Below are 22,292 nucleotides of genomic sequence, written 5' to 3' on the forward strand. Positions count from 1 at the left end.
ACATGGCGCGCTGGTACATCATCCACGCCTATTCGGGCTTCGAGAACAAGGTCAAGGAATCGATCCTGTCCGAAGCCGAGCGCATGGGCCTGTCGCAACTGGTCGAGCAGGTGGAAGTGCCTGTCGAAACCATCACCGAGGTCAAGCGCGGCAAGAAGGTCCAGGTCGAGCGCAAGTTCATGCCCGGCTACGTCCTCGCCAAGCTGGCGATGAACGACGACATCTACCACCTGGTCAAGAACACGCCCAAGGTGACCGGCTTCCTGGGTTCGATGGGCAAGCCGCAGGCAATCAGCGAGGCGGACGCCGCCCGCTATTTCGGCGCCCAGAAGGAAGCCGAAGCCGCCCCCAAGCACAAGGTCAGCGTCGATTACGAAATCGGCGACAGCGTCAAGGTGCTGGATGGCCCGTTCGCCAGCTTCAACGGCGTGGTCGAGGAACTGGATTTCGAAAAGAACCGCGTCAAGGTGTCGGTGTCGATCTTCGGTCGCGCCACCCCGGTGGAACTGGATTTCGAACAGGTCGAACTGTCGAAGTAAGCGCCCGCCGCAAGGCAGGCTTTCAAAAAGGGTCGCCCATCCCCGGATCGGCGGCCCTTTTTGCCGTAAAGAGCAGGTCGAACAGGGGTTTGTCGCACATGTCGACAGACCCCCTTTCCTTTCAGAGCGAACATCGCTATAGGCCCGCGCTTCCATGCCGTCCCCGGGGCGGCAAGGACCATGTGCGGGAGGTCGTCTCTGGATGACCGTTCGACCGCTAAACTTGAACCGGCAGATGTGCCTCACACATCCGCCAGCTAAAGAGTGAGTGACAATGGCCAAGAAGATTACGGGCTATATCAAACTCCAGGTGCCCGCTGGAGACGCAAAGCCTGCACCGCCGATCGGCCCTGCCCTGGGTCAGCGCGGCGTGAACATCATGGAATTCTGCAAGGCGTTCAACGCACAGACCGCCAGCATGGACAAGGGCACCCCGCTGCCCACCATCATCACCGTCTATGCCGACCGCAGCTTCACCTTCACCACGAAGCAGCCGCCCGCGACCTTCCTGATCAAGAAGGCGATCAACCTGAAGTCGGGTTCCAAGGAACCGGGCAAGGTCGTCGCTGGCAAGATCACCCGCACCCAGCTCGCTGAAATCGCGCAGGCCAAGATGGCCGACCTCAACGCGAACGACATCGACGCTGCAACGAAGATCATCGAAGGCTCCGCGCGCGCGATGGGCCTCGACGTGGTGGAGGGCTGATATAATGGCGAAGATCACCAAGAAGGCGAAGGCCCTGTCCGCCGCCATCGACAAGGAAAAGCTGCACGGCGTTGACGAGGCGCTCGGCCTCATCAAGACCCACGCGACCGCCAAGTTCGACGAAAGCGTCGAAATCGCGATCAACCTGGGCGTCGATCCGCGTCACGCCGACCAGATGGTCCGTGGCGTCGTCACCCTGCCCGCCGGCACCGGCAAGGACGTCCGCGTCGCCGTGTTCGCCCGCAACGACAAGGCTCAGCAGGCGCTCGACGCCGGTGCCGACATCGTGGGCGCCGAAGACCTGCTCGAATCGATCCAGGCCGGCAACATCGACTTCCAGCGCGTCATCGCCACCCCCGACATGATGGGTCTGGTGGGTCGCCTGGGTAAGGTTCTGGGTCCGAAGGGCCTGATGCCGAACCCGAAGCTGGGCACCGTGACGCCGAACGTCGCCGAAGCCGTGAAGGCCGCCAAGGGTGGTCAGATCGAATTCCGCGTCGAAAAGGCCGGTATCATCCACGCTGGTCTGGGCAAGTCGAGCTTCTCGGCCGAAGACCTGCGCAAGAATTTCGACGCCTTCGTCGACGCGATCGTCAAGGCGAAGCCGTCGGGTTCGAAGGGCAAATATGTTCGCAAGATCGCCCTGTCGTCCTCGATGGGTCCGGGCGTGAAGGTCGACGTGGCGGAAGTCGCTTCGATCTGATTCTTGCGCTATAGATAATGGGAAAGCCTCCTTCCTGACGAATGCGGGAAGGAGGCTTTCTTGTTTGAGGGAAGACAGGCCTTTCGCCCTTCCCTTTCGTCATGCCTGCAATGGCAATGGCGTGTCGGGCAACCGGCAGGACAGGTGCGCATTGACCTGACGCACCGGCTGAACCGCGCATCGCGGCAGCGAGAGGTCATCAAGTATCCGTCGGGAATGGCGGGTCGCTTTTACCGATGGAAAACAGAAAAATGGCTTTTGAAACCCTCCCCGCCCTCCTGTCCCAGGCGCTCGTCGCCAAGGGCTATGAGGCGCTGACCCCCGTTCAGTCCGAAGTGACGCAGGAAGAGGCGCTGGGCCGTGACCTGCTCGTGTCGGCGCAGACCGGTTCGGGCAAGACCGTTGCCTTTGGCCTCGCCATGGCGGGCGAATTGCTGGGCGATGCCGAGCGGCTGCCCGTCGCCGGCCTGCCGCTGGCGCTGGTGATCGCGCCGACGCGCGAACTGGCTTTGCAGGTGAGCCGCGAGCTGGAATGGCTCTATGGCGCCGCGCGTGCCCGCATCGCCACCTGCGTGGGCGGCATGGACGCCGCCAAGGAACGCCGCGCCCTGTCGCACGGCGCGCATATCGTGGTCGGTACGCCGGGGCGTCTGCGCGACCATCTGGAGCGCGGCGCGCTGGACCTGTCGGCGATGCGAACCGTGGTGCTGGACGAAGCGGACGAGATGCTCGACATGGGCTTCCGCGAGGATCTGGAAGGCATTCTCGACAGTGCGCCCGAAGAGCGCCGCACCCTGCTGTTTTCGGCCACCATGCCCAAGCCGATCGTGGCGATGGCCAAGCGTTACCAGAATGACGCGCTGCGCATCTCCACGATGAGCGAAGAGCGCGGCCATGGCGACATCAGCTATCAGGCGTTGACGGTCGCCCCGTCCGACATCGAGAATGCCGTGGTCAACCTGCTGCGCTATCATGAGGCGGAGACGGCGATCCTGTTCTGCGCCACGCGCGACAATGTGCGTCACCTGCACTCCAGCCTGACCGAGCGTGGCTTTGCCGCCGTGGCGCTGTCGGGCGAGCATAGCCAGAATGAGCGCAACCATGCCTTGCAGGCGCTGCGCGACAAGCGCGCGCGGGTGTGCGTGGCGACCGACGTCGCTGCACGCGGCATCGACCTGCCGTCGCTGACGCTGGTGGTGCATGTGGAACTGCCGCGCGACGCCGAGACGATGCAGCACCGGTCGGGCCGCACCGGCCGCGCCGGCAAGAAGGGCACCGCCGTGCTGATCGTGCCCTATCCGCGCCGTCGCCGCGTCGAATCGATGCTGCGCGGGGCGAAGATCCCCGTCGAATGGGGCACCCCGCCGAGCCGCGAGGCGATCCTGGAGCAGGACAATGCCCGCCTGCGCGCCAGCCTGATGGAACAGGCGGAACTGGACGAGGCGGACTGGGCGCTGGGCGCCGAACTGCTGGCCGAAAAGTCGGCCAAGGAAATCGCCGCCATGCTGGTCAAGAGCGCCCGTGCAGCCCTGCCCGCGCCCGAAGAACTGCTGGATCGCAGCGAAGCGCCGCAGCGCAATGACGGGCCGCGTCCGGGCTTTGAGGATACCCAATGGTTCCGCATGGACATCGGTCGTCGCCAGAATGCCGATCCGCGCTGGATATTGCCGCTGATCTGTCGCCGTGGCCATGTGTCGCGTCAGGATATCGGTGCGATCCGCATCACCAGCAACGAGACGATGTTCGAGATCCCCAAGGCGATCGTCAGCCGCTTCATGTCGGCGGTCAAGCGCAGTGGCGAAGCGAATGACGAGGGTGCGGATGTAGCGTTCGAGATGATCGACGGCGCGCCGCGCGAAGAGGCGCGCGAAAATCGCAAGCAGTTGCGCCCGTCCAACGGCGATCGCCCCAACCGTGGCGGCCCGCGCGGTGGTCCCGGTGGCGGACGTCCGCACAGTGCGCGCCCGTTCAAGGGCGCCGGCGCTGGCGGCCCGCGCAAGGGACCGCCCCGCTCGCGCGGCTGATAGCCCTGATTTGAAAAAGGCCCCGTTCGGCATGACCGAACGGGGCCTTTTCTTTTACCCCACGCCGCAGAGCGTCAGCATGCGGCCGGCCAGTTCGCGTTCGCCCATGACGACATGGGGGACGCCCAGCCGCTCCAGATGAGCGACCTCCGCGTCGCTATGGGCGCGGGCGATAACCTGAACCTTGTCATTGAGGGTGCGGGCATGTTCGTGGATCGCGCCGCCCTCATAGCCTTCGGGCACCGCGATCAGCAGGTGGCGCGCCTCGCAAATGCCGGCGGCGAGCAGATGCTTGTCCTCCAGCGCATTGCCCTTCACGACCGACAGGCCGGCCTCTTCGGCCTCCTCCACCCGTTCCGGGTCGCCTTCCACGATCACGAAATGAACGTTGCGGTCGTGCAGCCGCGCCGCGATCAGCTTGCCGACCCGGCCATAGCCGATCAGGATGACATGGCCGATGCGGGGTTTCTCCGGCGCCTTGGCGACGTCTTCCTCTTCATCGTCCTTCTTGTGCTCCCGCACGATGATCGAGAAAAGGATGGGATTGAGAAAGATGGAGACAAGCGCGCCGGCAAGGATCAGGTCGCGCGCGTCAGCGGGCAGGACGCCAAGGCCGGTGCCGAGCGAAGCGAGGATGAAGGAGAATTCGCCGATCTGCGCCAGACTGGCCGCGATGGTGAGCGCAGTGACATTGGGATGGCCGAAGGCGCGGACGATGCCCCAGGCGGCGATCGACTTGCCGATGACGATGATGAGGACCGTTGCCAGCAGCGGCAGCGGATGCTCCAGCACGATCGACGGGTTGAACAGCATCCCCACCGATACGAAGAAGAGCACGGCGAAGGCATCGCGCAGCGGGAGAGTTTCTTCCGTCGCGCGGCGGCTGAGCGGCGTTTCGCCCAGGATCATGCCGGCGAAGAAGGCGCCGAGCGCAAAGGAGACGTCGAATGCCAGCGCCGCGCCGAAAGCGACGCCAAGGGCAATGGCGAGGACCGCGAGGCGGAACAGCTCGCGCGAGCCGGTATGGACGACCCAGTGCAGCGCCCAGGGGATGACACGGCGGCCGACGATCAGCATGACCGCGACGAAGCCCGCGACCTTCAGCAGAGTGCCCAGCAGCGGCGCTATGAGCGCCCCTGCCCCGCCGCCGCCATCGGCATTGTTGAGGACGCCAGCGAGCGCAGGGAGCAGGACGAGGGCGAGGACCATCACCAGATCCTCCACGATCAGCCAGCCGATCGCGATTCGGCCGCGCCGGGTTTCGACCAGGTCGGCGCCCTGCAACGCCCGCAGCAGCACCACTGTGCTGGCGACCGAGAGCGCGAGGCCGAAGACGATACCGCCCATCAGGCCCCAGCCCATATAATAGGCCAGCCCCATGCCGAGCAGGGTTGCGACTGCGATCTGCACCAGCGCGCCGGGTACGGCGATATTCTTGACCGACAGAAGGTCTTTCAGGGAAAAATGGAGGCCCACCCCGAACATCAGCAGGATGACGCCGATTTCGGCCAGTTCATTGGCAAGGCCAGCGTCTGCGACGAAGCCGGGCGTGAAGGGGCCGACCAAAATGCCGGCAACGAGATAGCCGACCAGCGGCGAAAGTTTGAGGCGATGGGCGATGGCGCCCATGATGAAGGCGACGACGAGGCCGGCAACGATGGTGCCGATCAGGGGCGTATGGTGGGGCATGAAAGCCTTTCGATCCTGTCGCCGGACGCTGCGCGATGCGTCCGGCGGGAATATTTATATCACATTGGTTCAGTTCGCGCCTGTCGAGAACGCAGGTCAATGGTTCTCGACAGGCTCGAACCGAACGGATGGCGGGGAAGTCTATTCTACGACGGTCATCATCACCGCCGACAGGCCGGCCGCCACGATGGCGAGGCCAGACATGACGGCGGGCATGAACCACCAGGGCGGGCGACGGCGACGGATGCGTCGCGCGGCTTTCCTGCGAGCCATGGGAGATGCTCCTTGTTCCGACGAAAGCCCGGCCAGGGGCCGGACAGAGACGCGAATCGTCAGGAAGCGGCGGGCGGCGCGCGGGCGCGACGGGTGCGCGCAGGGGCGAAGGATGGGAGGCTGTAGCGATGATGCCGGACGTGCCCTGCCGGAAGGGCATGACGGAGGCCCAGCAGGACGATGGCCAGCGCCAGAGCCAGCAGCATGGGCGGCGGACCGCCATCGCCATCAGGCCGGGGCGCTTCCATCACCGTCTGGGCCGCAGACTGGGTACGCGCCTTCAGCACCACGTCCAGAGTCGCGGGGTTGAAGGCGGAGCCGGTGGCGCGGCTGAGCGGTGGCCCCAGCGGCGCGAGCGCGGACAGCAAGGTCACCGCCAGCAGCATCCACAGGGCGGCAAGGATCGGCAGGCGCATCATCGCGCCCTTTCCGCTCCACCACGCCCCTGTACCCTGCCGCATATGCGAGACTTGCTCCTTAAAGGCCGCGCGTGTAACGCCGCCTTCGCCTGTGTAGCCATGAAGATAGGGACGAAAAAGCGGGAAAACCACCCCTGCTTCCAGCCCCATCGGTTGACAGGCGCGAGTCATTCCACTAACGGGCCACATTCCCGCGCGGGTCGGCAAGGCGTCATGTCTTTGGTGAGCTGCGTAAAGCAGATTTGAACGAGAAGAGACAAGCCATGTTCGCTATCGTGCGCACGGGCGGCAAGCAGTATCGCGTCGCCGCCGGAGACAAGATCGTCGTTGAAAAGCTGGCTGGCGAAGCCGGCGACAAGGTTACGCTGGACGACGTCCTGCTGGCCGGTGAAGGCGGCGACCTGAAGGACGCAGCCAAGCTGACCGTCGCAGCCGAAATCATCGCGCAGGCGAAGGGCGAGAAGGTCATCGTCTTCAAGAAGCGCCGTCGTCACAACTATCGCCGCAAGAACGGCCACCGCCAGAATCACACGATCCTCAAGATCGTGTCGATCGCCTGAGCGCAGCTTAAGTAAGGAGTCTAGGTCATGGCACATAAGAAAGCTGGCGGTTCGTCGCGCAACGGTCGCGATTCTGAGTCGAAGCGCCTTGGCGTGAAGAAGTTCGGCGGTCAGGAAGTGATCGGCGGCAACATTATCATCCGTCAGCGCGGCACGCGCGTGTATCCGGGCCGCAATGTCGGCATCGGCAAGGACCACACGCTGTTCGCGCTGGGTGAAGGCCGCGTGGTATTCCACACCGGCAAGCTCGGCCGCAAATATGTGTCGGTCGACGCCGTGGCGCTGGCCGCCGAATAACGGACGACTTGATGACGGGTCGTCCTCCGCAAAGGGGCGATCCTCCCGACAGATGTCAAACAGGCACCTGCCGGTTTTCGAGGGAAACAAGGGGCGCTCCTTCCATGGGAGCGCCCCTTTTTCCGTTGCCTGATCCTGACCGGATCATGACAAAAGAATAAAGCGGCACTTCCTCTCCCGATTTCCCTCAAGCCTCTGGAACTCCACGCCTTCTCGCGCGTCTTGCGGGCGGGGATTCATCCGGAAACCGCCGTCGCGAAGTCGTCATCATTGGCGGCTAACGGCGCAGCCAAGAGGAGAGACGAGAATGTTTGCCCGTACCCCCCGCCTGCTCCTTCGTCCGGGCTGGATGGAAGATGCCCCCATGCTGGCCCGGACGATCGGTGATCCGTCGGTCCTGCGCAATTTGAGCCGTGCGCCAAGCCCTTATGGCCTGGACGATGCGGAAGCCTTTCTGGCGCTGCCGCATCATCCGCAATTGCCGCGCCTGCTGGCCTTCACCCGCACGCAGGGCGCGCCGCGTCTGGTCGGCGGATGCGGCATCCATCTGGATGAAGCCGGCGCACCGGAGCTGGGCTATTGGATCGCCCGCCCCTATTGGGGGCTGGGCTTCGCGACCGAGGCTGCGCGCGCCGTGATGAGCATGGCGCGGGCCAATGGCGTACGCGACATCCGCGCCTGCCACTTTGCCGACAATCCGGCATCGGGCAATGTGTTGCGCAAGCTGGGCTTCCGCTTCACGGGGCAGAAGGCGCAGCGCTATAGCCTCGGCCGCGACGCGATGGTCGATTGCCTGCTGTTCGAGGAAGGCGACGCCATGCGACAGGATAATGACCCGGCCATGGACCTGTACGGCGATGCGCTGCCGGTGGCGGCCTGATCGCATTCCGGCGGGTGCAGGCCCGCCCAGGATGAAATAAGCCGTCATTGCGAGCGTAGCGAAGCAATCCAATGGTGCTTCCATGGATTGCTTCGCTACGCTCGCAATGACGCTTTTCTCAATGTTTCGGCCGGTCGAAGACGCGGGTAGGCTTGCCACCTAACTGCGTGTCCGTGAGCGTCTCGAACCCCAGTTTCTCCGCCACCTTGATCGAGGCTGCATTGCCCGGATCGATGATGCAGCGGAGCGAGGGCGCGTCGAGATGGGCGTCGGCCCAGTCGAGGATGGCCTGCATCGCTTCGGTGGCGATGCCCCTGCCCCATGCGTTCGGCCCCAGCACCCAGCCGGCTTCGGGCACACCCTCCAGTTCGGGCAGGCCGCGTTCGGCGCTGAGCAGGCCGGCTTCGCCGAGGAAGACGCCGCTGTCGCGCTCCTCTATCACCCACATGCCATAGCCGAGCAGCGACCACATGCCGGCATAGCGCAGGATGCGGAACCAGACCGACTGGCTGTCCAGCGGCATGCCGCCGATATGGCGCACCACGCCGGCATCCGCCCATAGTTTGCGGCATTCGGCATAATCCTCAATCCGGTGCGGGCGGAGGATCAGGCGGATGGTTTCGAGCGTGGGCGCTTCAGTCATGCGGCGATAAGAAACTGCCGCTTCGCCATGGTCAAGCGGCAGATGGCAAGGCCGCCGCATAAGGGCTGTCGTCCAGCGCGATGAGCGCGCGGTCGTCCACCTGCCACGGATGGAAACCCGGCAGGAAATAGCCCAGCCATGGCCGGGCGACGCGGCGCAAGATACCCGGCCGGACCAGCGCATAATGGAGCAGCCCGCCCCAGGCGCGCCGACCGGTGACGCCGTCCTGCCGCAGCAGGTGCATCATGCCGCGCGCGCGGTGGTGGAGGAAATGTTTCGTCACGACCAGCATCATCGCGCTCTTCACCCACCAGCGCTTGAACCGGCTCCAGTCGCGGGTAGCGTGGCCCCATGTGTCATGGGCGACGCCCTTATGCTCGATCTCCTCCACCGCGTGCCAGCGCCACAGCGCGGCAATCTCCGGGTCGGCGCCGTCCAGATGGCGCGGGTCGCTGAGCAGTTCATGCGCGAGGATGGCGGTGAAATGTTCCAGCGCCATGGTCGCGGCGAGGCTGGCGATCGGCGGACGTTGCCGGGCGAGGTCCAGTACCATCGTCACGTCGGCGTCGAGGCGCGCCACGTCATAGCCATGATCGGTCACCTGCCGGTTGAAGGCCAGATGTTCGCGGCTGTGGACGACCTCTTGGCAGATGAAGGCGGCGATTTCGCCGGCCAGCCTGTCCGGCACGCCGTCGCGGAAGGCGCGGACGCTGTCGATGAAATAGGCCTCCCCGCGCGGGAAGGTGATCGACAGGGCATTGAAGAAAGCCGTGGCGATCGGATCGCCGTTCAGCCAATGTCGCGCGGTCCGGCGATCGCGTGCAAAGCGACGGTCGCGGGGCGTGATAGTGAGATCAGTCGGGGTCATGGGGATGCCTCCGGTTGTTACTTACATTAGTGTAAATAAGAGTAACTGACACTCATGTCAATTAAACGTGCCCGCCTCAGCCCGGATGAAAGCCGCCTCGTCGCCGTGGAGGCTGCGCGCGACCTGCTGATCGAGGCGGGGCCACAGGCGGTGACTTTAAAGGCGGTGGCGGGTCGGGTCGGCCGGACGCATGCCAATCTGCTGCATCATTTCGGATCGGCGGCGGGGCTGCAAAAGGCACTGGCCGCGCATCTGGGCGAGACGATCACCGCCAAGATCGGCGATGCCGTCAATGCCGCGCGGCGCGGCGAGGTCAGCCCCCGCATCATCGTCGACATGACGTTCGACGCCTTCGACCGGGAGGGCGCGGGCGCGCTGGCGAGCTGGATGCTGGCGTCGGGCAATGAGGATGCGCTGGACCCGGTGGTGGAGGCGATCCACCGGCTGGTCGACAAACTGGCGGCGAGTGCCCTCACCCCCAACCTCGCCGACCTGATCCGCGAAAATACGCTGATGCTGGTGCTGCTGGCGCTGGGCGATTCGCAACTGGGCGGCGCGATGGCCGGCGCATTGGCCCTGCCCCGTGAAAAAGCGCGTGAAATCGCCACGCGCAGCCTGACTTTTGCACTGATGCAGGAGGCGGCCGCCTTGGCAGCGCAAGCCAAGGTTTAACTTTTTGCCTTTTGCGGTTATGGGCGCGCCATGCATTTTCTCGATCAAGCCAAAATCTATATCAAATCCGGCTGGGGCGGCCCCGGCGCGGTCAGTTTCCGTCGTGAAAAATACGAGGAATATGGCGGCCCGGACGGCGGCAATGGCGGCAAGGGCGGCGACATCATCTTCGAAGCGGTGCAGGGCCTCAATACCCTGATCGATTTCCGCTATACCCAGCATTTCAAGGCGCAGCGCGGCACGCCTGGCATGGGCAAGAACCGCTATGGCGCGGGCGGCAAGGATCTGGTCATCAAGGTGCCGGTCGGCACGCAGATATTGTCCGACCCCAAGCCGATCGAGGGTAGCGAGGACGAGGACGGCTATCCCGATTATGAGGATCAGGACGTGCTGGCCGACTTCACCGAAGTGGGGCAGCGCATCACCTTCCTGCGCGGCGGCGATGGCGGCCGGGGCAACATGTCCTACAAGACCAGCACCAACCGCGCCCCGCGCCAGCATGGCACGGGCTGGCCAGGCCAGGAAATGTGGGTTTGGCTGCGGCTGAAGCTGCTGGCCGATGTCGGCCTTGTCGGCATGCCCAATGCGGGCAAGTCGACCTTCATCAATCAGGTGACCAATACCAAGGCGAAGGTCGGCGCATACGCCTTCACCACCACAAAGCCGCAATTGGGCGTGGTGCTGCATCGCGATCGCGAATTCGTGCTGGCGGATATTCCGGGCCTGATCGCGGGCGCGGCCGAGGGCGTGGGCATTGGCGACCGGTTCCTGGGCCATATCGAGCGGTGCCGCGTCCTGCTGCACATGATCGACGCGACCACCGACGATCCGGTCGAGGCCTTCCATATCGTCACCGACGAACTGGCGGCTTATGGGGAAGGTCTGGACGAGAAGCCGCAGCTGGTGGTGCTCAACAAGGGCGACCTGCTGGGGCAGGAACTGATGGAAGATATTGCCGGCCAGTTGCGCGAGGAAGCGGGCGTGGAGGATGTCTTCATCATTTCCGGCGCGACCGGTGAAGGCGTCGGCGCGCTGCTGGACGCGGTGCTGCTGATGATGGACGAGGATGCCGAGGACGGCGAAGAAGAAGGCGGCGCGGACAGCGAAGCCGGCTGGTCGCCGATCTAGAGCCAGATCATAAACCTCCGTTCGGTTCGAGCTTGTCGAGAACTTTGCGCGAGGGTTCTCGACAAGCTCAAACCGACGGATTGTATCTTAAATCGCCATGAACGCCCTTTCCGGTTTCCCCCCTGCCCTTGTCCGCCGGCTGGTCATCAAGATCGGGTCTGCCCTGCTGGTCGATCCGGCGGGACAGGTGCGGGTCGACTGGCTGCGCACGCTGGTGGCCGACGTGGCGCAGCGCAAGGCGGCGGGGCAGCAGGTCATCATCGTGTCGTCGGGGGCGATCGCGCTGGGGGCGCGCAGGCTGAAGCTGCCCAAAGGCGGACGCGGCAGCCTGGAGGATGCGCAGGCGGCGGCGGCGACGGGCCAGATTGCGCTGTCGCAATGTTGGGCCAGCCTGCTCGATGAAAAGGGCATCACGGCCGCGCAGATGCTGGTGACGCTGGACGATCTGGAAAACCGGCGGCGCTACCTGAACGCTTCGGCCACGCTGGAACGGCTGATGGCGCTGGATGTCGTGCCGGTCATCAACGAGAATGACAGCGTGGCGACGAGCGAAATCCGGTTTGGCGACAATGACCGGCTGGCGGCGCGCATCGGACAGGCGGCACGGGCTGACGCGGTTGCGCTGCTTTCCGATGTCGACGGGCTTTACACCGCCAACCCGCACGTCGATGCCAGCGCCATGCTGATAGAGACAATCGAGACGATCGACGCCCGGATCGCGGCGATGGCCGATACCGGCTCCGCTTCGGGCATGGGATCGGGCGGCATGGTGTCGAAGATTCAGGCGGCGCGCATCGCGACCGGCGCGGGCGCGCATCTCGCCATCATTTCGGGCAAGGTGGATAGCCCGCTGGCCCATTGGGCCAATGGCGGGCGTGGCTCCATTTTCCTCGCCGCGCAGGGCAAGGGCGCGCGCAAGGGCTGGCTTGCCGGGCGGCTGACGACGCGCGGGCGGATCATCGTGGATGCCGGCGCGGAAAAGGCGCTGGGCAAGGGCAACAGCCTGCTGCCCGCCGGGGTTGCGCAGGTCGAGGGCGTGTTCGATCGCGGCGATGTGGTCGATATCGTGGCGCAGGATGGCCGGGTGATCGCGCGTGGCCTCATCGAATATGACAGCGAAGCGGCGGTGAAGATCGCCGGCAAGCGCAGCGAGGATATCGCGGCTTTGCTGGGCGAAATGCCGCGATCCGTATTGGTCCATCGCGACCATATGGCGATGGTCTGAGCGCGATGCAGCAGATGCGGATTGCCATGACCGGTGCGACGGGCTTCGTCGGCGCCGAGGTGCTGGAGCAGGCGCTGGGCGACGGGTTGCGGGTGAATGCCCTCACCCGGAGCGCGCAGCCGCCGCGCGCGAAGCTGAAATGGGTGCATGGGTCGCTGGAGGATGCGGCGGCGCTCGATACGCTGGTGCGCGATGCCGACGCGGTGATCCATATTGCCGGCGTGGTGAACGCGCCCGACCGCGAGGGCTTCGAGGCGGGCAATGCGCGCGGCACCATGGCGGTGGTCGATGCGATGCGGAAACGCGGGATCAAGCGGCTGGTGCAGGTGTCGTCGCTGGCGGCGCGGGAGCCGGGCCTGTCCGACTATGGATGGTCCAAGGAACTGGCCGAGAAACATGTGAAGGCGAGCGGCCTCGACTGGACGATCGTGCGGCCGCCGGCGATTTACGGGCCGGGCGACAAGGAAATGCTGGAACTGTTCCGCATGGCCAAGCGCGGCATCATGATGCTGCCGCCGGGCGGGCGGTTGTCGGTGATCCATGTGAGGGATCTGGCGGCGCTGCTGCTGGCGCTGTCGTGCGAGCGCGAGAATAGCCTGACCCGCACCTATGAGGTGGATGACGGTACGCCGGGCGGATGGGATCATAAGGATTTCGGTGTGGCGATCGGCCGGGCGGTAGGCAAGCCGGTGCGGACGGTGGCGACACCCGAATGGCTGCTGAGCATCGCGGCGCGGACCGACCGGCTGGTGCGCGGCAAGAAGGCCAAGCTGACCCCGGACCGGGTCGATTATTTCTGCCATCCCGACTGGGTGGTGGGGAAGCGTCGGCAGCCGCCCAAAAGGCTGTGGCTGCCTCAGGTGAAGACCGAGGAGGGCTTACGGGAAACCGTGGCCGCCTATCGGGAGAAAGGGTGGCTTTAAAAAGCCTCTCCGTTCGGTTCGAGCCTGTCGAGAACCCTTGCGTCAGGGTTCCCGACAGGCTCGAACCGAACGGATCTTATTGGTTTTCCGCCGCGGGTTTTTTCGCGCGTTGTTCGGCCAGAAATTCGCTGATCGCCTGACCGCTAGCGTTGAGCAGCGGATAGGTGCGGGCATCGCTCAGCCAGTCGGGGCGGCGGGCGCCGCTGCCGTAGAAGGTGTCGTAGACGAGGCTAAAGGCGAGAAAGAGCAAGGTCGCGCCGATCAGCCCCTTGACCGCGCCGAAGCCCGCGCCAAGCACGCGATCGACCGGACCGAGGATCGACTGGCGGGTGCGGCGGCCGATGGCGTGGGCGATCAGCTTGCCGACGCCGAACGTGACGCCGAAGACGAGGACCAGCGCCAGCATCGCCGCGCCGCTGCTGTTGCCGACAAAGGCACTGAGCAGTTCAGCGGCGGAGGCGTGGAACAGGCGGATGGCAAAGATCGCCAGCACCCAGGCGATAAGCGAAAGGGTTTCCAGCACGAAACCGCGCATGAGGCCCAGCACGGCGCAACCGCCGATGGCGAGCAGGACGAGAATGTCGATGGCGTTCATTAAGGGCCACTCATATCGATAAATGACCCCGTCATTGCTTCGCTACGCTCGCAATGACGAACGGATCATGGGGCGTTCATTGCCGCTGTGGCTATCCGCGTCCCAGCATCTGGTCAACAAGCTGTGCGAGGGTTCGGAAACCACTGACCGATATTCCCTTCACGCCGTCGGCGGCCGACGCGGGGATATAGGCACGGGTGAAGCCCAGTTTCGCGGCCTCACGCAGGCGCAGGGGGGAATGGGAGACAGGGCGAATTTCGCTGGAGAGCGCGATTTCCCCGAACAACACGACATCCACTGGAACCGGCCGTTCCGACATGGCGGAAATGAGCGCGGCGGCGACGGCCAGATCGGCGGCGGGGTCCGACAGGCGATAGCCGCCCGCGACATTCAGATAGACTTCGCAGGTCGAGAAGCTGAGGCCACAGCGCGCCTCCAGCACGGCAAGGATCATGGCCAGCCGGCCGCTATCCCAGCCGACCACCGCGCGCCGGGGCGTCGCGCCGCTGGACAGGCGCACGACCAGCGCCTGTATCTCTACCAGCACCGGGCGGGTACCCTCCAGCGCGGGGAAGACGGTCGCGCCAGTCACCGTCTCGTCGCGGTTGGTCAGGAACAGGGCGGACGGGTTGGCGACTTCCTCCAGCCCCTCCGCCACCATGGCGAAGACGCCGATCTCGTCCGTGCCGCCGAAGCGGTTCTTGACCGCGCGCAGGATGCGATACTGGTGGCTCCGCTCGCCCTCAAACGCCAATACCGTGTCGACCATATGTTCCAGCACGCGGGGACCGGCGATGCTGCCGTCCTTCGTCACATGGCCGACGAGGATCAGCGCGGTGCCACGCTGCTTGGCGAATTTGATGAGTTCCTGGGACGCGGCCCGGACCTGGCTGACGGTGCCGGGCGCGCCTTCGATCAGGTCGCTGTGCATCGTCTGGATCGAATCGATGACGAGCAAGGCAGGCGGCGGCCCCTCCCCCAAGGTCGTCAGGATATCGCGGACCGAGGTGGCACTGGCGAGTTGCACCGGCGCGTTGCCAAGGCCGAGGCGCTGGGCGCGCAAGCGGACCTGATCGGCGGCTTCTTCCCCGCTGATGTAGGCCACGGACAGGCCCCGCGCGGCGATCCGCGCGGCCGCTTGCAGAAGGAGTGTCGATTTGCCGATGCCCGGATCGCCGCCAATCAGGGTCGCGGAGCCATGGACGATGCCGCCGCCCAACGCCCGGTCGAACTCCGCAATGCCGGTGCTGGTACGCGGGGGGAGTTCGACCTGGCTGTCGAGGCCGACCAAAGTGATGGCGCGTCCGCCATTTTGCAGGTCATGGCGCTGCGAAAAAACCGTCTCCGCCGCTTCCTCGACTATGCTGTTCCATTCGCCGCAATCCTCGCACTGGCCCTGCCACCGGCCGGTGACGGTGCCGCATTGCTGACAGACGAATTTGCGTTTTGCCTTGGCCATGCCTTCTCATCTCCGTTCGGTTCGAGCCTGTCGAGAACCGTTATGCGCGGGTTCTCGACAAGCTCGAACCGAACGGATGTTTGTATGACGGGAATATCGGAACAATTCAAGAACATCAATGGCGCCGCTGGAAACATCCGCCGTGCTGGCGCATTGATACGGGATGAAAACGATCCGGGTTGCCAGCTATAATATCCGCAAGGCCATCGGCACAGACCGGCGCCGCGTGCCGGAGCGGGTGCTGGAGGTGCTGAGCGAAGTGGATGCCGACATCGTCGCCTTGCAGGAAGCCGACCGCCGCTTCGGCGTGCGATCCGCCGCGATCCCGCCGCTGCTGATGGACAATCAGAGCGGCTATCGGCCCGTGCCGCTCAATGTGCAGACCGATTCGATGGGCTGGCATGGCAATGCGATATTGGTGCGCAAGGACGCGGAGGTCGCCGCCCATGATGTGCTGCACCTGCCCTATCTGGAGCCGCGCGGCGCGACCATGGCAGAGGTCAGGCTGAACGGCGCGGCAGTGCGCGTGTTCGGCATGCATCTGGACCTGTCCGGGCTGTGGCGGCGGCGGCAGGCCGCGGCGGTGATCCATGCGGCGGCGCAGGGCGAGGCGATGCCCACGGTGCTGATGGGCGACCTTAACGAATGGAGCGCCGGGCGCGGGTGCCTCGCCGATTTTGCGCGTCATTACAGCTTCGCGCCATGCGGGCGCAGCTTCCATGCGCGGCGGCCGGTGGCCCGGCTCGACCGGATCATGCATTGCGAGAAATTGAAACTGACCGATTGCGGCGTGCATGAAAGCGCGGCGGCACGGAAGGCTTCGGACCATCTGCCGATATGGGCGGAGTTTGCGGTTGGGTGAGTCTGTCAAAGCCCATTCTTTTCCCCGAAGAAGGAGCGGCCCTTCGACAAGCTCAGGACGAACGGAATTGAGAGGATATTTCTTGTTCTCTGACCGCTCGACAATCCCGCTTGCCTCTGCAACGTTCGCCCCATGAAGGAGCGGGAACTGCGGCTGGCTTTGGTCTGCTATGGCGGCATCAGCCTGGCGATCTACATGCATGGCATCACCAAGGAGGTGTGGCATCTGGCGCGCGCCAGCCGGGCCTTTCATGACGGATTGCCGGCGGCGGGCGGCAGCGAGGCCGTTTATGCGCAGGTGCTGGCAGCGATGGAGGCCGCAAGTGGCGTGCGGCTGCGCGTCATGCCCGACATCATTGCCGGGGCCAGCGCGGGCGGGATCAACGGCATCTTCCTGGCGCAGGCGATCGAGACGGGTCAGTCACTGGAGCCGCTGACGACGATGTGGCTGGACAATGCCGATGTCGACCGGTTGCTCGATCCCGACGCCCGGCCGGCCCGCGCGATGACGAAATTCTGGGCGACGCCGCTGGTATGGATGGCGGCGCGGCGACCGGGCGATGCGGTGGAACGGACCGTGGCCCCCGACACGCGCGAAGAAGTGCGGATGAAATTGTCCCGCTTCATCCGCTCCCGCTGGTTCGAGCCGCCCTTTGGCGGGGAGATATTCTCCACCATGCTGATCGATGCGTTCGATGCGATGGCGGCGGCGGACAAGGGGCCGCCGTTGCTGCCCGAAGGCCATCCGCTCGACCTGTTCGTGACCGTCACCGATTTCGAGGGGCATCCGCAAAGCCTGAACCTCAACAGCCCGGCGCAGGTGATCGAGACGGAGCATCGGCTCTCGATCGGGTTCAGGGCGCGCGGAAGGGGCCAGAATGGAAGTGAGCGCCCCTTTGCCGATCCAGCCGAACTGGTGTTCGCGGCACGGGCGACGGCGAGTTTTCCCGGCGCCTTCCCGCCCTTCACCGTGCGCGAACTGGACCGGGTGCTGAAACGCAAGCATCGCGCCTGGCCGGGACGCGACGCCTTTCTGGGCCGCGCCCTGCCCCGCCACGCCGCGCGCGGGACAGCCGAGGATGCCGTGCTGATCGACGGATCGGTGCTGGCCAACGCGCCCTTTGCGCAGGCGATCGGCGCGCTGCGCAACCGGCCGTCGCGGCGCGAGGTAGACCGGCGCTTCGTCTATATCGACCCCAAGCCGGGACACCGTTCCATCCGCCTGAACAAGGAGGGGGAGCAGCAGGACGCCCCGACCGGCGAGGATGCGCCGCTGCCCGGTTTCTTCCGCACCATTTTCGGCGCGCTGTCCGACATTCCGCGCGAGCAGCCGATCCGGGACAATCTGGAAGCGATCGACCGGCACAGCGCGCGTATCCGGCGGATGCGGCGGATATTGGACGCGCTGCGGCCGGGCATAGAGGCCGACGTGGAAAGCGCGATCGGGCGGATGCTGTTCCTGGACCGGCCGACGCCCGTGCGCCTGTCCGCCTGGCGATCCAAGGCGCAGCAGCGCGCGGCGAGCGCGGCAGGCTTTGCCTACCCCGCTTATGGTCATCTGAAGCTGTCAGGAATCGTCGAATCGCTCTGTTCGCTGCTGTTCCGCCTGTCGGGCGAGGACAGCGCGATGATGCGCGAAAGCTATCGTCAGGCGATCTGGGCCGCGATCCGCAAGGAGGGGGCCGACCAGCTCAGCGAGGAAGGCGGATCGGCCTCCGCCCCGGTTGCCTTCTTCCGCGCGCATGACCTGGCCTTTCGCATCCGGCGGCTGCGCTATCTGGCGCGGCGGCTGGCCGATACGCTGGAGCTGGAAGCCGATGTCGACGATCCGGCGGTGCAGGCGATGCACGACGCCATCTATGGCGCGCTGTCGCTCTATGCCGAATGCGAGGACAGCGAGTTTCACGGCGCCGAGGTGATCGCCGCCGCCAAATCCGTACCGACCGACGCGGCAGCAGCGATGGCGGCGGTGGCGCAGGCGCGCGGATTGAAGGCACGGGACGAAGCGGCCGACCTGATGCTGGCCGAGGCCTTTGCCGGCCTGCCCAAGGGCGGTCGTCGGACGATGCTGCTCGCCTATCTGGGCTTTCCCTTCACCGACATCGCCACGTTACCGTTGCTCCAGGGTGACACTCTGGACGAATATGATCCGGTCAAGGTCGACCGGATTTCACCAGAAGATTGCTCGGCGATCCGGAGCGGCGGCGCGACCGCCACACTCAAGGGCATTGAATTCAACAACTTCGGCGCTTTTTTTAGCAGGGTCTATCGCGAGAATGACTATCTGTGGGGGCGGTTGCACGGCGTCGAGCGGCTTCTGGACATCGTGATTTCGGCCATGCCCGCAGCAAGCCGTCTTTCGCCCGACGCGCTGGCCGACTATAGGCGGGCCGCGTTTCTGGCGATCCTTGATGAGGAAGAGTCGCGGCTGCCCCATGTGGCCGATCTCATCGCCAGCTTGCGGGAGGAGATCGGGTGAGCGGGCGTGTTGGTCTGGTTGCTGTTGTGCTGATGCTGGCGCTCGTCGCCGGCTGTCGCGGATCGTCCGATGACGTCGCGCAAGCCGACAATGGCACCGCGCCCACGCCCGCCGTCGCCGCCATCCTGCCGGAAGACCCCGCGCCGCCGCCGGTCGAAAATGCCACGGTTCCGGTGAAGCCCTCCCCGGTCGTCACCGTCCGCGCCCAGCCCGCCCCGCGCTCGAACATGGGCAACGTGATGGACCTGCCGCCGTCGGACGACGACATGTCCGCCCTGCCCTTCCCCCAGGAAGTCACCGCCTTCATGGTCGACCGTGACGGGTGCGACCATTTCCGGGGCGAGGAAGCCTATGACGCGGAACGGCGCGCCTATATCGCGGAGAATATCGCCGAACTGTGCCGCGGCACTGATGCCCGGCTGGCGCTGTTGCGCCGCCGCTATGCCGGCGATGCGTCAGTGACCGCCGCGCTGAGGGGTTATGACGCGCATATCGAGGGCGCTGCGAGCTACTGAGGCTGGGTGACGCTGCTGTGTTGGCGATGACGGGAATGGGGTGGGTAGCGGAATGGCGGCTATGGCGTAGCGTGGCACGCAAAGCGGGCGCTCAATTTAACCTTTAAATGGGGTCATAGGGAGGAGAACATCCCATCGACCAACCTTGAACATTGTAATCGCTGCCTGAGAATGGTCTTGGTCATGAAGGCCGGTGAATGCCACGCTGATAGAATTAAGTATGATAAAACCAACAGACTCCATGGGTTGTGGGTCACTGGCCACAAGATATTTCCAACAGCCAGCGTCAGAAAACAGCCGCTTTCCGTCGAAAAGCACATCGGATGGGGGAAATACGGAAACTTCTACAACTTTATTATCTTGAATTGTCACGCGCGCATTGCAGTCGTCGAACCATACGTCAAATTCGCTGGATCCGCGAGTTTGGTCCACCCTTCCAGCGTGCAGAGTGGATGTGAGCTGTTCGTAAGACATGCCGATCACAATCGGAAACAAGCCCTGATTTGGCACTAGGCGATACAACATAGGCGGCGTGATGCCAGCGCATTACAATGTCTGCAACCGGGGCGAGGAAGTTCCCGTTGCAGCGGCCAGAAATGGTCGATTGTCCCCAGTCCGCTTTGGGTGGTTAGCTGTCGCCCACTGTTGGCGTCATCCTGACGAAAGTCAGGATCCATTCGGCGCCAAGACGGATAGCGAGCGCCGAATAGATCCCGGATCAAGTCCGGGATGACGAAGATTTTAACGGCAGATTTAAGAACTTGCATAGTGGAGACGGCCGACATTGGCCGATACCGGAACCGTGCGCTTAACCGCTTTTTATCCCGCCAATCCATCAATCGCCTTTGCAAGGTCGATATCCCGCTGCGACAGGCCACCGGCATCATGGGTGGTGAGAATGATGTCCACCCGGTTATAGACATTGGACCATTCGGGATGATGATCCGCCTTTTCGGCCAGGATTGCTACCCGCGTCATGAAGCCGAAGGCCGCGACGAAATCGGCGAAGGTGAAGTGGCGGGCAATGCCGTCCGGGTCCGCCACCGGCGTCCAGTGTGGCAGGTCAGCCAGCGCAAGCGCGCGCTCCTCATCGGTCAATTTACCAATCATGTCCCTATCCTGATGATATGCTTTCGCTATATGTGACAGCCATGTCGTCCAACGGTCAACCGCCCCGCTTCGCTCCCACCAGGCAAGAGATTGAGACGCTGGCGCTTGCCGCGCTCAATCGCCTGCCGTCGCCCTTTACCGAACATCTGTCCGATGTCGTGCTGTTCGTGGAGGATTTTGCCGATGCGGCGATCCTGAAGGAGATGGACCTCAGCGATCCGTTCGAACTGACCGGCCTCTATACCGGCCGATCCGTCGGGCAGGAGGCGCAGACCGGGGATGGCCCGCCAACCGTGCATCTGTTCCGCCGGCCGTTGCTGGACGAATGGGTGGAGACGGGCGTGCCGCTGGACGCGCTCATCACCCATGTCGTCGTGCATGAAATCGGCCATCATTTCGGCCTGTCGGATATCGACATGCATGTGCTGGAGGACATGGTCACGCTATGACCGGCGCGGCGTTGCGCCTGAGCGATGTCGCCTGCCTGCGTGGCGGGCGGATCCTATTCGCGGGGGTCAGCCTGTCGCTGGCGCCGGGCGGCGGGGCGCTGCTGACCGGCCCCAATGGCGTGGGCAAATCCAGTCTGTTGCGGGTCTGCGCCGGGCTGTTGCCCGCCTTTGCCGGGACGGTGGAGCGCAGCGGCGGCGTGGCGATGACCGACGAGCGGCTGGCGCTGGATGGGGAGCAGCCTTTGCGCGAGGCGCTGTCCTTCTGGGCGAAGCTGGACCGAGCCGGGCAAGACGCGGTCACTGAGGCACTAGCGGCGATGGCGCTGACAGGGCTGGCGGAGGTGCCGGTGCGGATGCTGTCCACCGGGCAGCGCAAGCGGGCGATGCTAGCGCGGGTGATCGCGAGCGGCGCGGGCATCTGGCTGCTGGACGAGCCGGGCAACGGACTGGACAGTGCATCGCTGCATTTGCTTGGGGCGGCCGTGGCCGGGCATCTGGCGGCGGGCGGGGTCGTGGTCGCGGCGTCGCACCAGCCGCTGCCGATCGACGCGCCGGTGACGCTAGCGCTATCGGATTATCTGCCCGATCATCCGGCGGATGCGGCATGAGGATATTGTGGCTGCTCGCCGCGCGCGATCTGCGCCAGGCCTGGGCATCGGCCGGGCTGTGGTTGCCGGTCGCCTTCCTGCTGCTGGTCGCCAGCCTCTATCCTTTTGCGGTCGGGCCGGATGCGGCGCTGCTGGGGCGGACGGGCGGCGGCATGTTGTGGATCGCCGCGCTGCTGGCCAGCCTGTTGCCGGTGGACCGGCTGGTCGCACCGGACATGCAGGCCGGCGTGCTGGACCAGATCGCGCTGCGCGGCATTGGCGAGGAACTGGTGGTGACGGGGCGGCTGGCGGCGCACTGGCTGGGCTTTGGCCCGCCGCTGATGATCGCCACCCTGCCGGCCGCGGCGCTGCTGAAGCTGGACGGGGCCACGATCCTGAAGCTGGAACTGGGGCTGCTGATCGGCACGCCCGCGCTCGCGGCGCTGGGGCTGCTGGTGGCGACGCTGACGGCCGGCCTGCGGTCGAGCGGGGCGCTGGCGGGTCTGCTGGCGCTGCCGCTGGCGGTGCCGCTACTGATCTTCGGCGCGGGGACATTGGGCGACGGCAGCGGCGCGGCGCTCAAATTCCTGGGTGCGGCATCGCTGCTGCTGGTGGCGATCACGCCCTTTGCCGGTGGCGCGGCGATCCGGGCGGGCCGGGAATGACGGGGAATCGTGCCACACCCTTC

General features: G+C 65.1%; 25 protein-coding genes. 17 read left to right on the forward strand and 8 right to left on the reverse strand.

Translation table 11 applies throughout. From position 1 onward, the window contains the following. The first annotated feature begins 2 nt into the window (after positions 1-2). From nusG to ACNHGR_RS09390, 4 genes are all read left to right on the forward strand, one after another. Positions 3-539: a transcription termination/antitermination protein NusG gene (gene nusG, locus ACNHGR_RS09375; protein WP_056687666.1), complete on the forward strand. Its 537-nt coding sequence runs from the start codon at positions 3-5 to the stop codon at positions 537-539. 274 nt (positions 540-813) lie between these two features. Next, the gene (rplK, locus tag ACNHGR_RS09380; RefSeq protein WP_184266653.1) at positions 814-1,245 is read left to right on the forward strand and encodes a 50S ribosomal protein L11; all 432 of its coding nucleotides are present in this window, start codon (positions 814-816) and stop codon (positions 1,243-1,245) included. Between the two features lie 4 nt (positions 1,246-1,249). After that, positions 1,250-1,948 (forward strand): 50S ribosomal protein L1, encoded by a 699-nt coding sequence (gene rplA, locus ACNHGR_RS09385; RefSeq protein WP_184266656.1) that lies wholly within the window; start codon positions 1,250-1,252, stop codon positions 1,946-1,948. Between the two features lie 251 nt (positions 1,949-2,199). After that, positions 2,200-3,972, forward strand: coding sequence for a DEAD/DEAH box helicase (locus ACNHGR_RS09390; RefSeq protein ID WP_475285634.1), 1,773 nt, complete (start codon positions 2,200-2,202; stop codon positions 3,970-3,972). A gap of 54 nt (positions 3,973-4,026) precedes the next feature. Here ACNHGR_RS09390 and ybaL read toward each other — a convergent pair whose 3' ends face one another. From ybaL to ACNHGR_RS09405, 3 genes are all read right to left on the reverse strand, one after another. Next, positions 4,027-5,661 (reverse strand): YbaL family putative K(+) efflux transporter, encoded by a 1,635-nt coding sequence (gene ybaL, locus ACNHGR_RS09395; RefSeq protein WP_475285636.1) that lies wholly within the window; start codon positions 5,659-5,661, stop codon positions 4,027-4,029. Positions 5,662-5,802: 141 nt separating this feature from the next. Continuing rightward, positions 5,803-5,934: a hypothetical protein gene (locus ACNHGR_RS09400; protein WP_475285638.1), complete on the reverse strand. Its 132-nt coding sequence runs from the start codon at positions 5,932-5,934 to the stop codon at positions 5,803-5,805. A gap of 59 nt (positions 5,935-5,993) precedes the next feature. Next, a complete protein-coding gene (locus ACNHGR_RS09405; protein WP_475285639.1) occupies positions 5,994-6,395 on the reverse strand; it encodes a hypothetical protein in 402 nt (133 codons plus the stop codon). 221 nt (positions 6,396-6,616) lie between these two features. Between ACNHGR_RS09405 and rplU the strand changes: the two genes are divergently transcribed. From rplU to ACNHGR_RS09420, 3 genes are all read left to right on the forward strand, one after another. Then, complete coding sequence (gene rplU, locus ACNHGR_RS09410) at positions 6,617-6,913, forward strand: 50S ribosomal protein L21 (RefSeq protein ID WP_004207901.1); 297 nt, start codon at positions 6,617-6,619, stop codon at positions 6,911-6,913. 27 nt (positions 6,914-6,940) lie between these two features. Beyond that, a complete protein-coding gene (rpmA, locus tag ACNHGR_RS09415; RefSeq protein ID WP_184266666.1) occupies positions 6,941-7,210 on the forward strand; it encodes a 50S ribosomal protein L27 in 270 nt (89 codons plus the stop codon). A 307-nt stretch (positions 7,211-7,517) separates the two neighbouring features. Further along, entirely contained in the window at positions 7,518-8,090 is a 573-nt protein-coding gene (locus ACNHGR_RS09420; protein WP_475285641.1) for a GNAT family N-acetyltransferase, read from the forward strand. 118 nt (positions 8,091-8,208) lie between these two features. On the opposite strand, the gene ACNHGR_RS09425 is transcribed toward ACNHGR_RS09420, so the two are convergent. Both ACNHGR_RS09425 and ACNHGR_RS09430 read right to left on the reverse strand, forming a co-directional pair. Further along, on the reverse strand, positions 8,209-8,733 hold the full coding sequence (locus ACNHGR_RS09425; RefSeq protein ID WP_475285642.1) for a GNAT family N-acetyltransferase: 525 nt from the start codon (positions 8,731-8,733) through the stop codon (positions 8,209-8,211). 31 nt (positions 8,734-8,764) lie between these two features. Next, positions 8,765-9,601 (reverse strand): metal-dependent hydrolase, encoded by an 837-nt coding sequence (locus ACNHGR_RS09430; RefSeq protein WP_475285644.1) that lies wholly within the window; start codon positions 9,599-9,601, stop codon positions 8,765-8,767. A gap of 54 nt (positions 9,602-9,655) precedes the next feature. On the opposite strand from ACNHGR_RS09430, the gene ACNHGR_RS09435 reads away from it, so the two are divergent. From ACNHGR_RS09435 to ACNHGR_RS09450, 4 genes are all read left to right on the forward strand, one after another. Continuing rightward, a complete protein-coding gene (locus ACNHGR_RS09435; RefSeq protein WP_184266679.1) occupies positions 9,656-10,273 on the forward strand; it encodes a TetR family transcriptional regulator in 618 nt (205 codons plus the stop codon). Between the two features lie 30 nt (positions 10,274-10,303). After that, positions 10,304-11,401, forward strand: coding sequence for a GTPase ObgE (gene obgE, locus ACNHGR_RS09440; RefSeq protein ID WP_475285646.1), 1,098 nt, complete (start codon positions 10,304-10,306; stop codon positions 11,399-11,401). A 97-nt stretch (positions 11,402-11,498) separates the two neighbouring features. Further along, on the forward strand, positions 11,499-12,626 hold the full coding sequence (gene proB / locus ACNHGR_RS09445; protein ID WP_475285648.1) for a glutamate 5-kinase: 1,128 nt from the start codon (positions 11,499-11,501) through the stop codon (positions 12,624-12,626). 26 nt (positions 12,627-12,652) lie between these two features. Continuing rightward, complete coding sequence (locus ACNHGR_RS09450) at positions 12,653-13,549, forward strand: NAD-dependent epimerase/dehydratase family protein (protein WP_475285651.1); 897 nt, start codon at positions 12,653-12,655, stop codon at positions 13,547-13,549. Positions 13,550-13,625: 76 nt separating this feature from the next. Here ACNHGR_RS09450 and ACNHGR_RS09455 read toward each other — a convergent pair whose 3' ends face one another. Both ACNHGR_RS09455 and radA read right to left on the reverse strand, forming a co-directional pair. Continuing rightward, on the reverse strand, positions 13,626-14,144 hold the full coding sequence (locus tag ACNHGR_RS09455; protein ID WP_184266691.1) for a CvpA family protein: 519 nt from the start codon (positions 14,142-14,144) through the stop codon (positions 13,626-13,628). Positions 14,145-14,235: 91 nt separating this feature from the next. Further along, the gene (gene radA / locus ACNHGR_RS09460) at positions 14,236-15,603 is read right to left on the reverse strand and encodes a DNA repair protein RadA (protein ID WP_184266694.1); all 1,368 of its coding nucleotides are present in this window, start codon (positions 15,601-15,603) and stop codon (positions 14,236-14,238) included. Positions 15,604-15,766: 163 nt separating this feature from the next. On the opposite strand from radA, the gene ACNHGR_RS09465 reads away from it, so the two are divergent. The 3 genes from ACNHGR_RS09465 to ACNHGR_RS09475 all read left to right on the forward strand — a co-directional run bounded on the left by ACNHGR_RS09465 (position 15,767) and on the right by ACNHGR_RS09475 (position 19,458). After that, the gene (locus ACNHGR_RS09465) at positions 15,767-16,465 is read left to right on the forward strand and encodes an endonuclease/exonuclease/phosphatase family protein (RefSeq protein ID WP_475285654.1); all 699 of its coding nucleotides are present in this window, start codon (positions 15,767-15,769) and stop codon (positions 16,463-16,465) included. Positions 16,466-16,597: 132 nt separating this feature from the next. Next, positions 16,598-18,943, forward strand: coding sequence for a patatin-like protein (locus ACNHGR_RS09470; protein ID WP_475285655.1), 2,346 nt, complete (start codon positions 16,598-16,600; stop codon positions 18,941-18,943). A 29-nt stretch (positions 18,944-18,972) separates the two neighbouring features. Further along, entirely contained in the window at positions 18,973-19,458 is a 486-nt protein-coding gene (locus tag ACNHGR_RS09475; protein WP_475288374.1) for a hypothetical protein, read from the forward strand. 819 nt (positions 19,459-20,277) lie between these two features. On the opposite strand, the gene ACNHGR_RS09480 is transcribed toward ACNHGR_RS09475, so the two are convergent. Next, positions 20,278-20,568 carry a 4a-hydroxytetrahydrobiopterin dehydratase gene (locus ACNHGR_RS09480; protein ID WP_475285657.1) on the reverse strand — a complete coding sequence of 97 codons (291 nt, stop codon included), beginning with the start codon at positions 20,566-20,568 and terminating at the stop codon, positions 20,278-20,280. A 17-nt stretch (positions 20,569-20,585) separates the two neighbouring features. Between ACNHGR_RS09480 and ACNHGR_RS09485 the strand changes: the two genes are divergently transcribed. The 3 genes from ACNHGR_RS09485 to ACNHGR_RS09495 are packed head-to-tail and all read left to right on the forward strand — an operon-like array spanning position 20,586 to position 22,269. Beyond that, positions 20,586-21,017: a metallopeptidase family protein gene (locus ACNHGR_RS09485; RefSeq protein ID WP_475285659.1), complete on the forward strand. Its 432-nt coding sequence runs from the start codon at positions 20,586-20,588 to the stop codon at positions 21,015-21,017. Further along, complete coding sequence (ccmA, locus tag ACNHGR_RS09490) at positions 21,014-21,625, forward strand: heme ABC exporter ATP-binding protein CcmA (RefSeq protein ID WP_475285661.1); 612 nt, start codon at positions 21,014-21,016, stop codon at positions 21,623-21,625. Before ACNHGR_RS09485 ends, ccmA begins: the two co-directional genes overlap by 4 nt. Beyond that, entirely contained in the window at positions 21,622-22,269 is a 648-nt protein-coding gene (locus ACNHGR_RS09495; protein ID WP_475285663.1) for a heme exporter protein CcmB, read from the forward strand. Before ccmA ends, ACNHGR_RS09495 begins: the two co-directional genes overlap by 4 nt. Positions 22,270-22,292: the final 23 nt, after the last annotated feature.

The sequence above is a fragment of the Sphingobium sp. RS1 genome, from assembly GCF_056156825.1.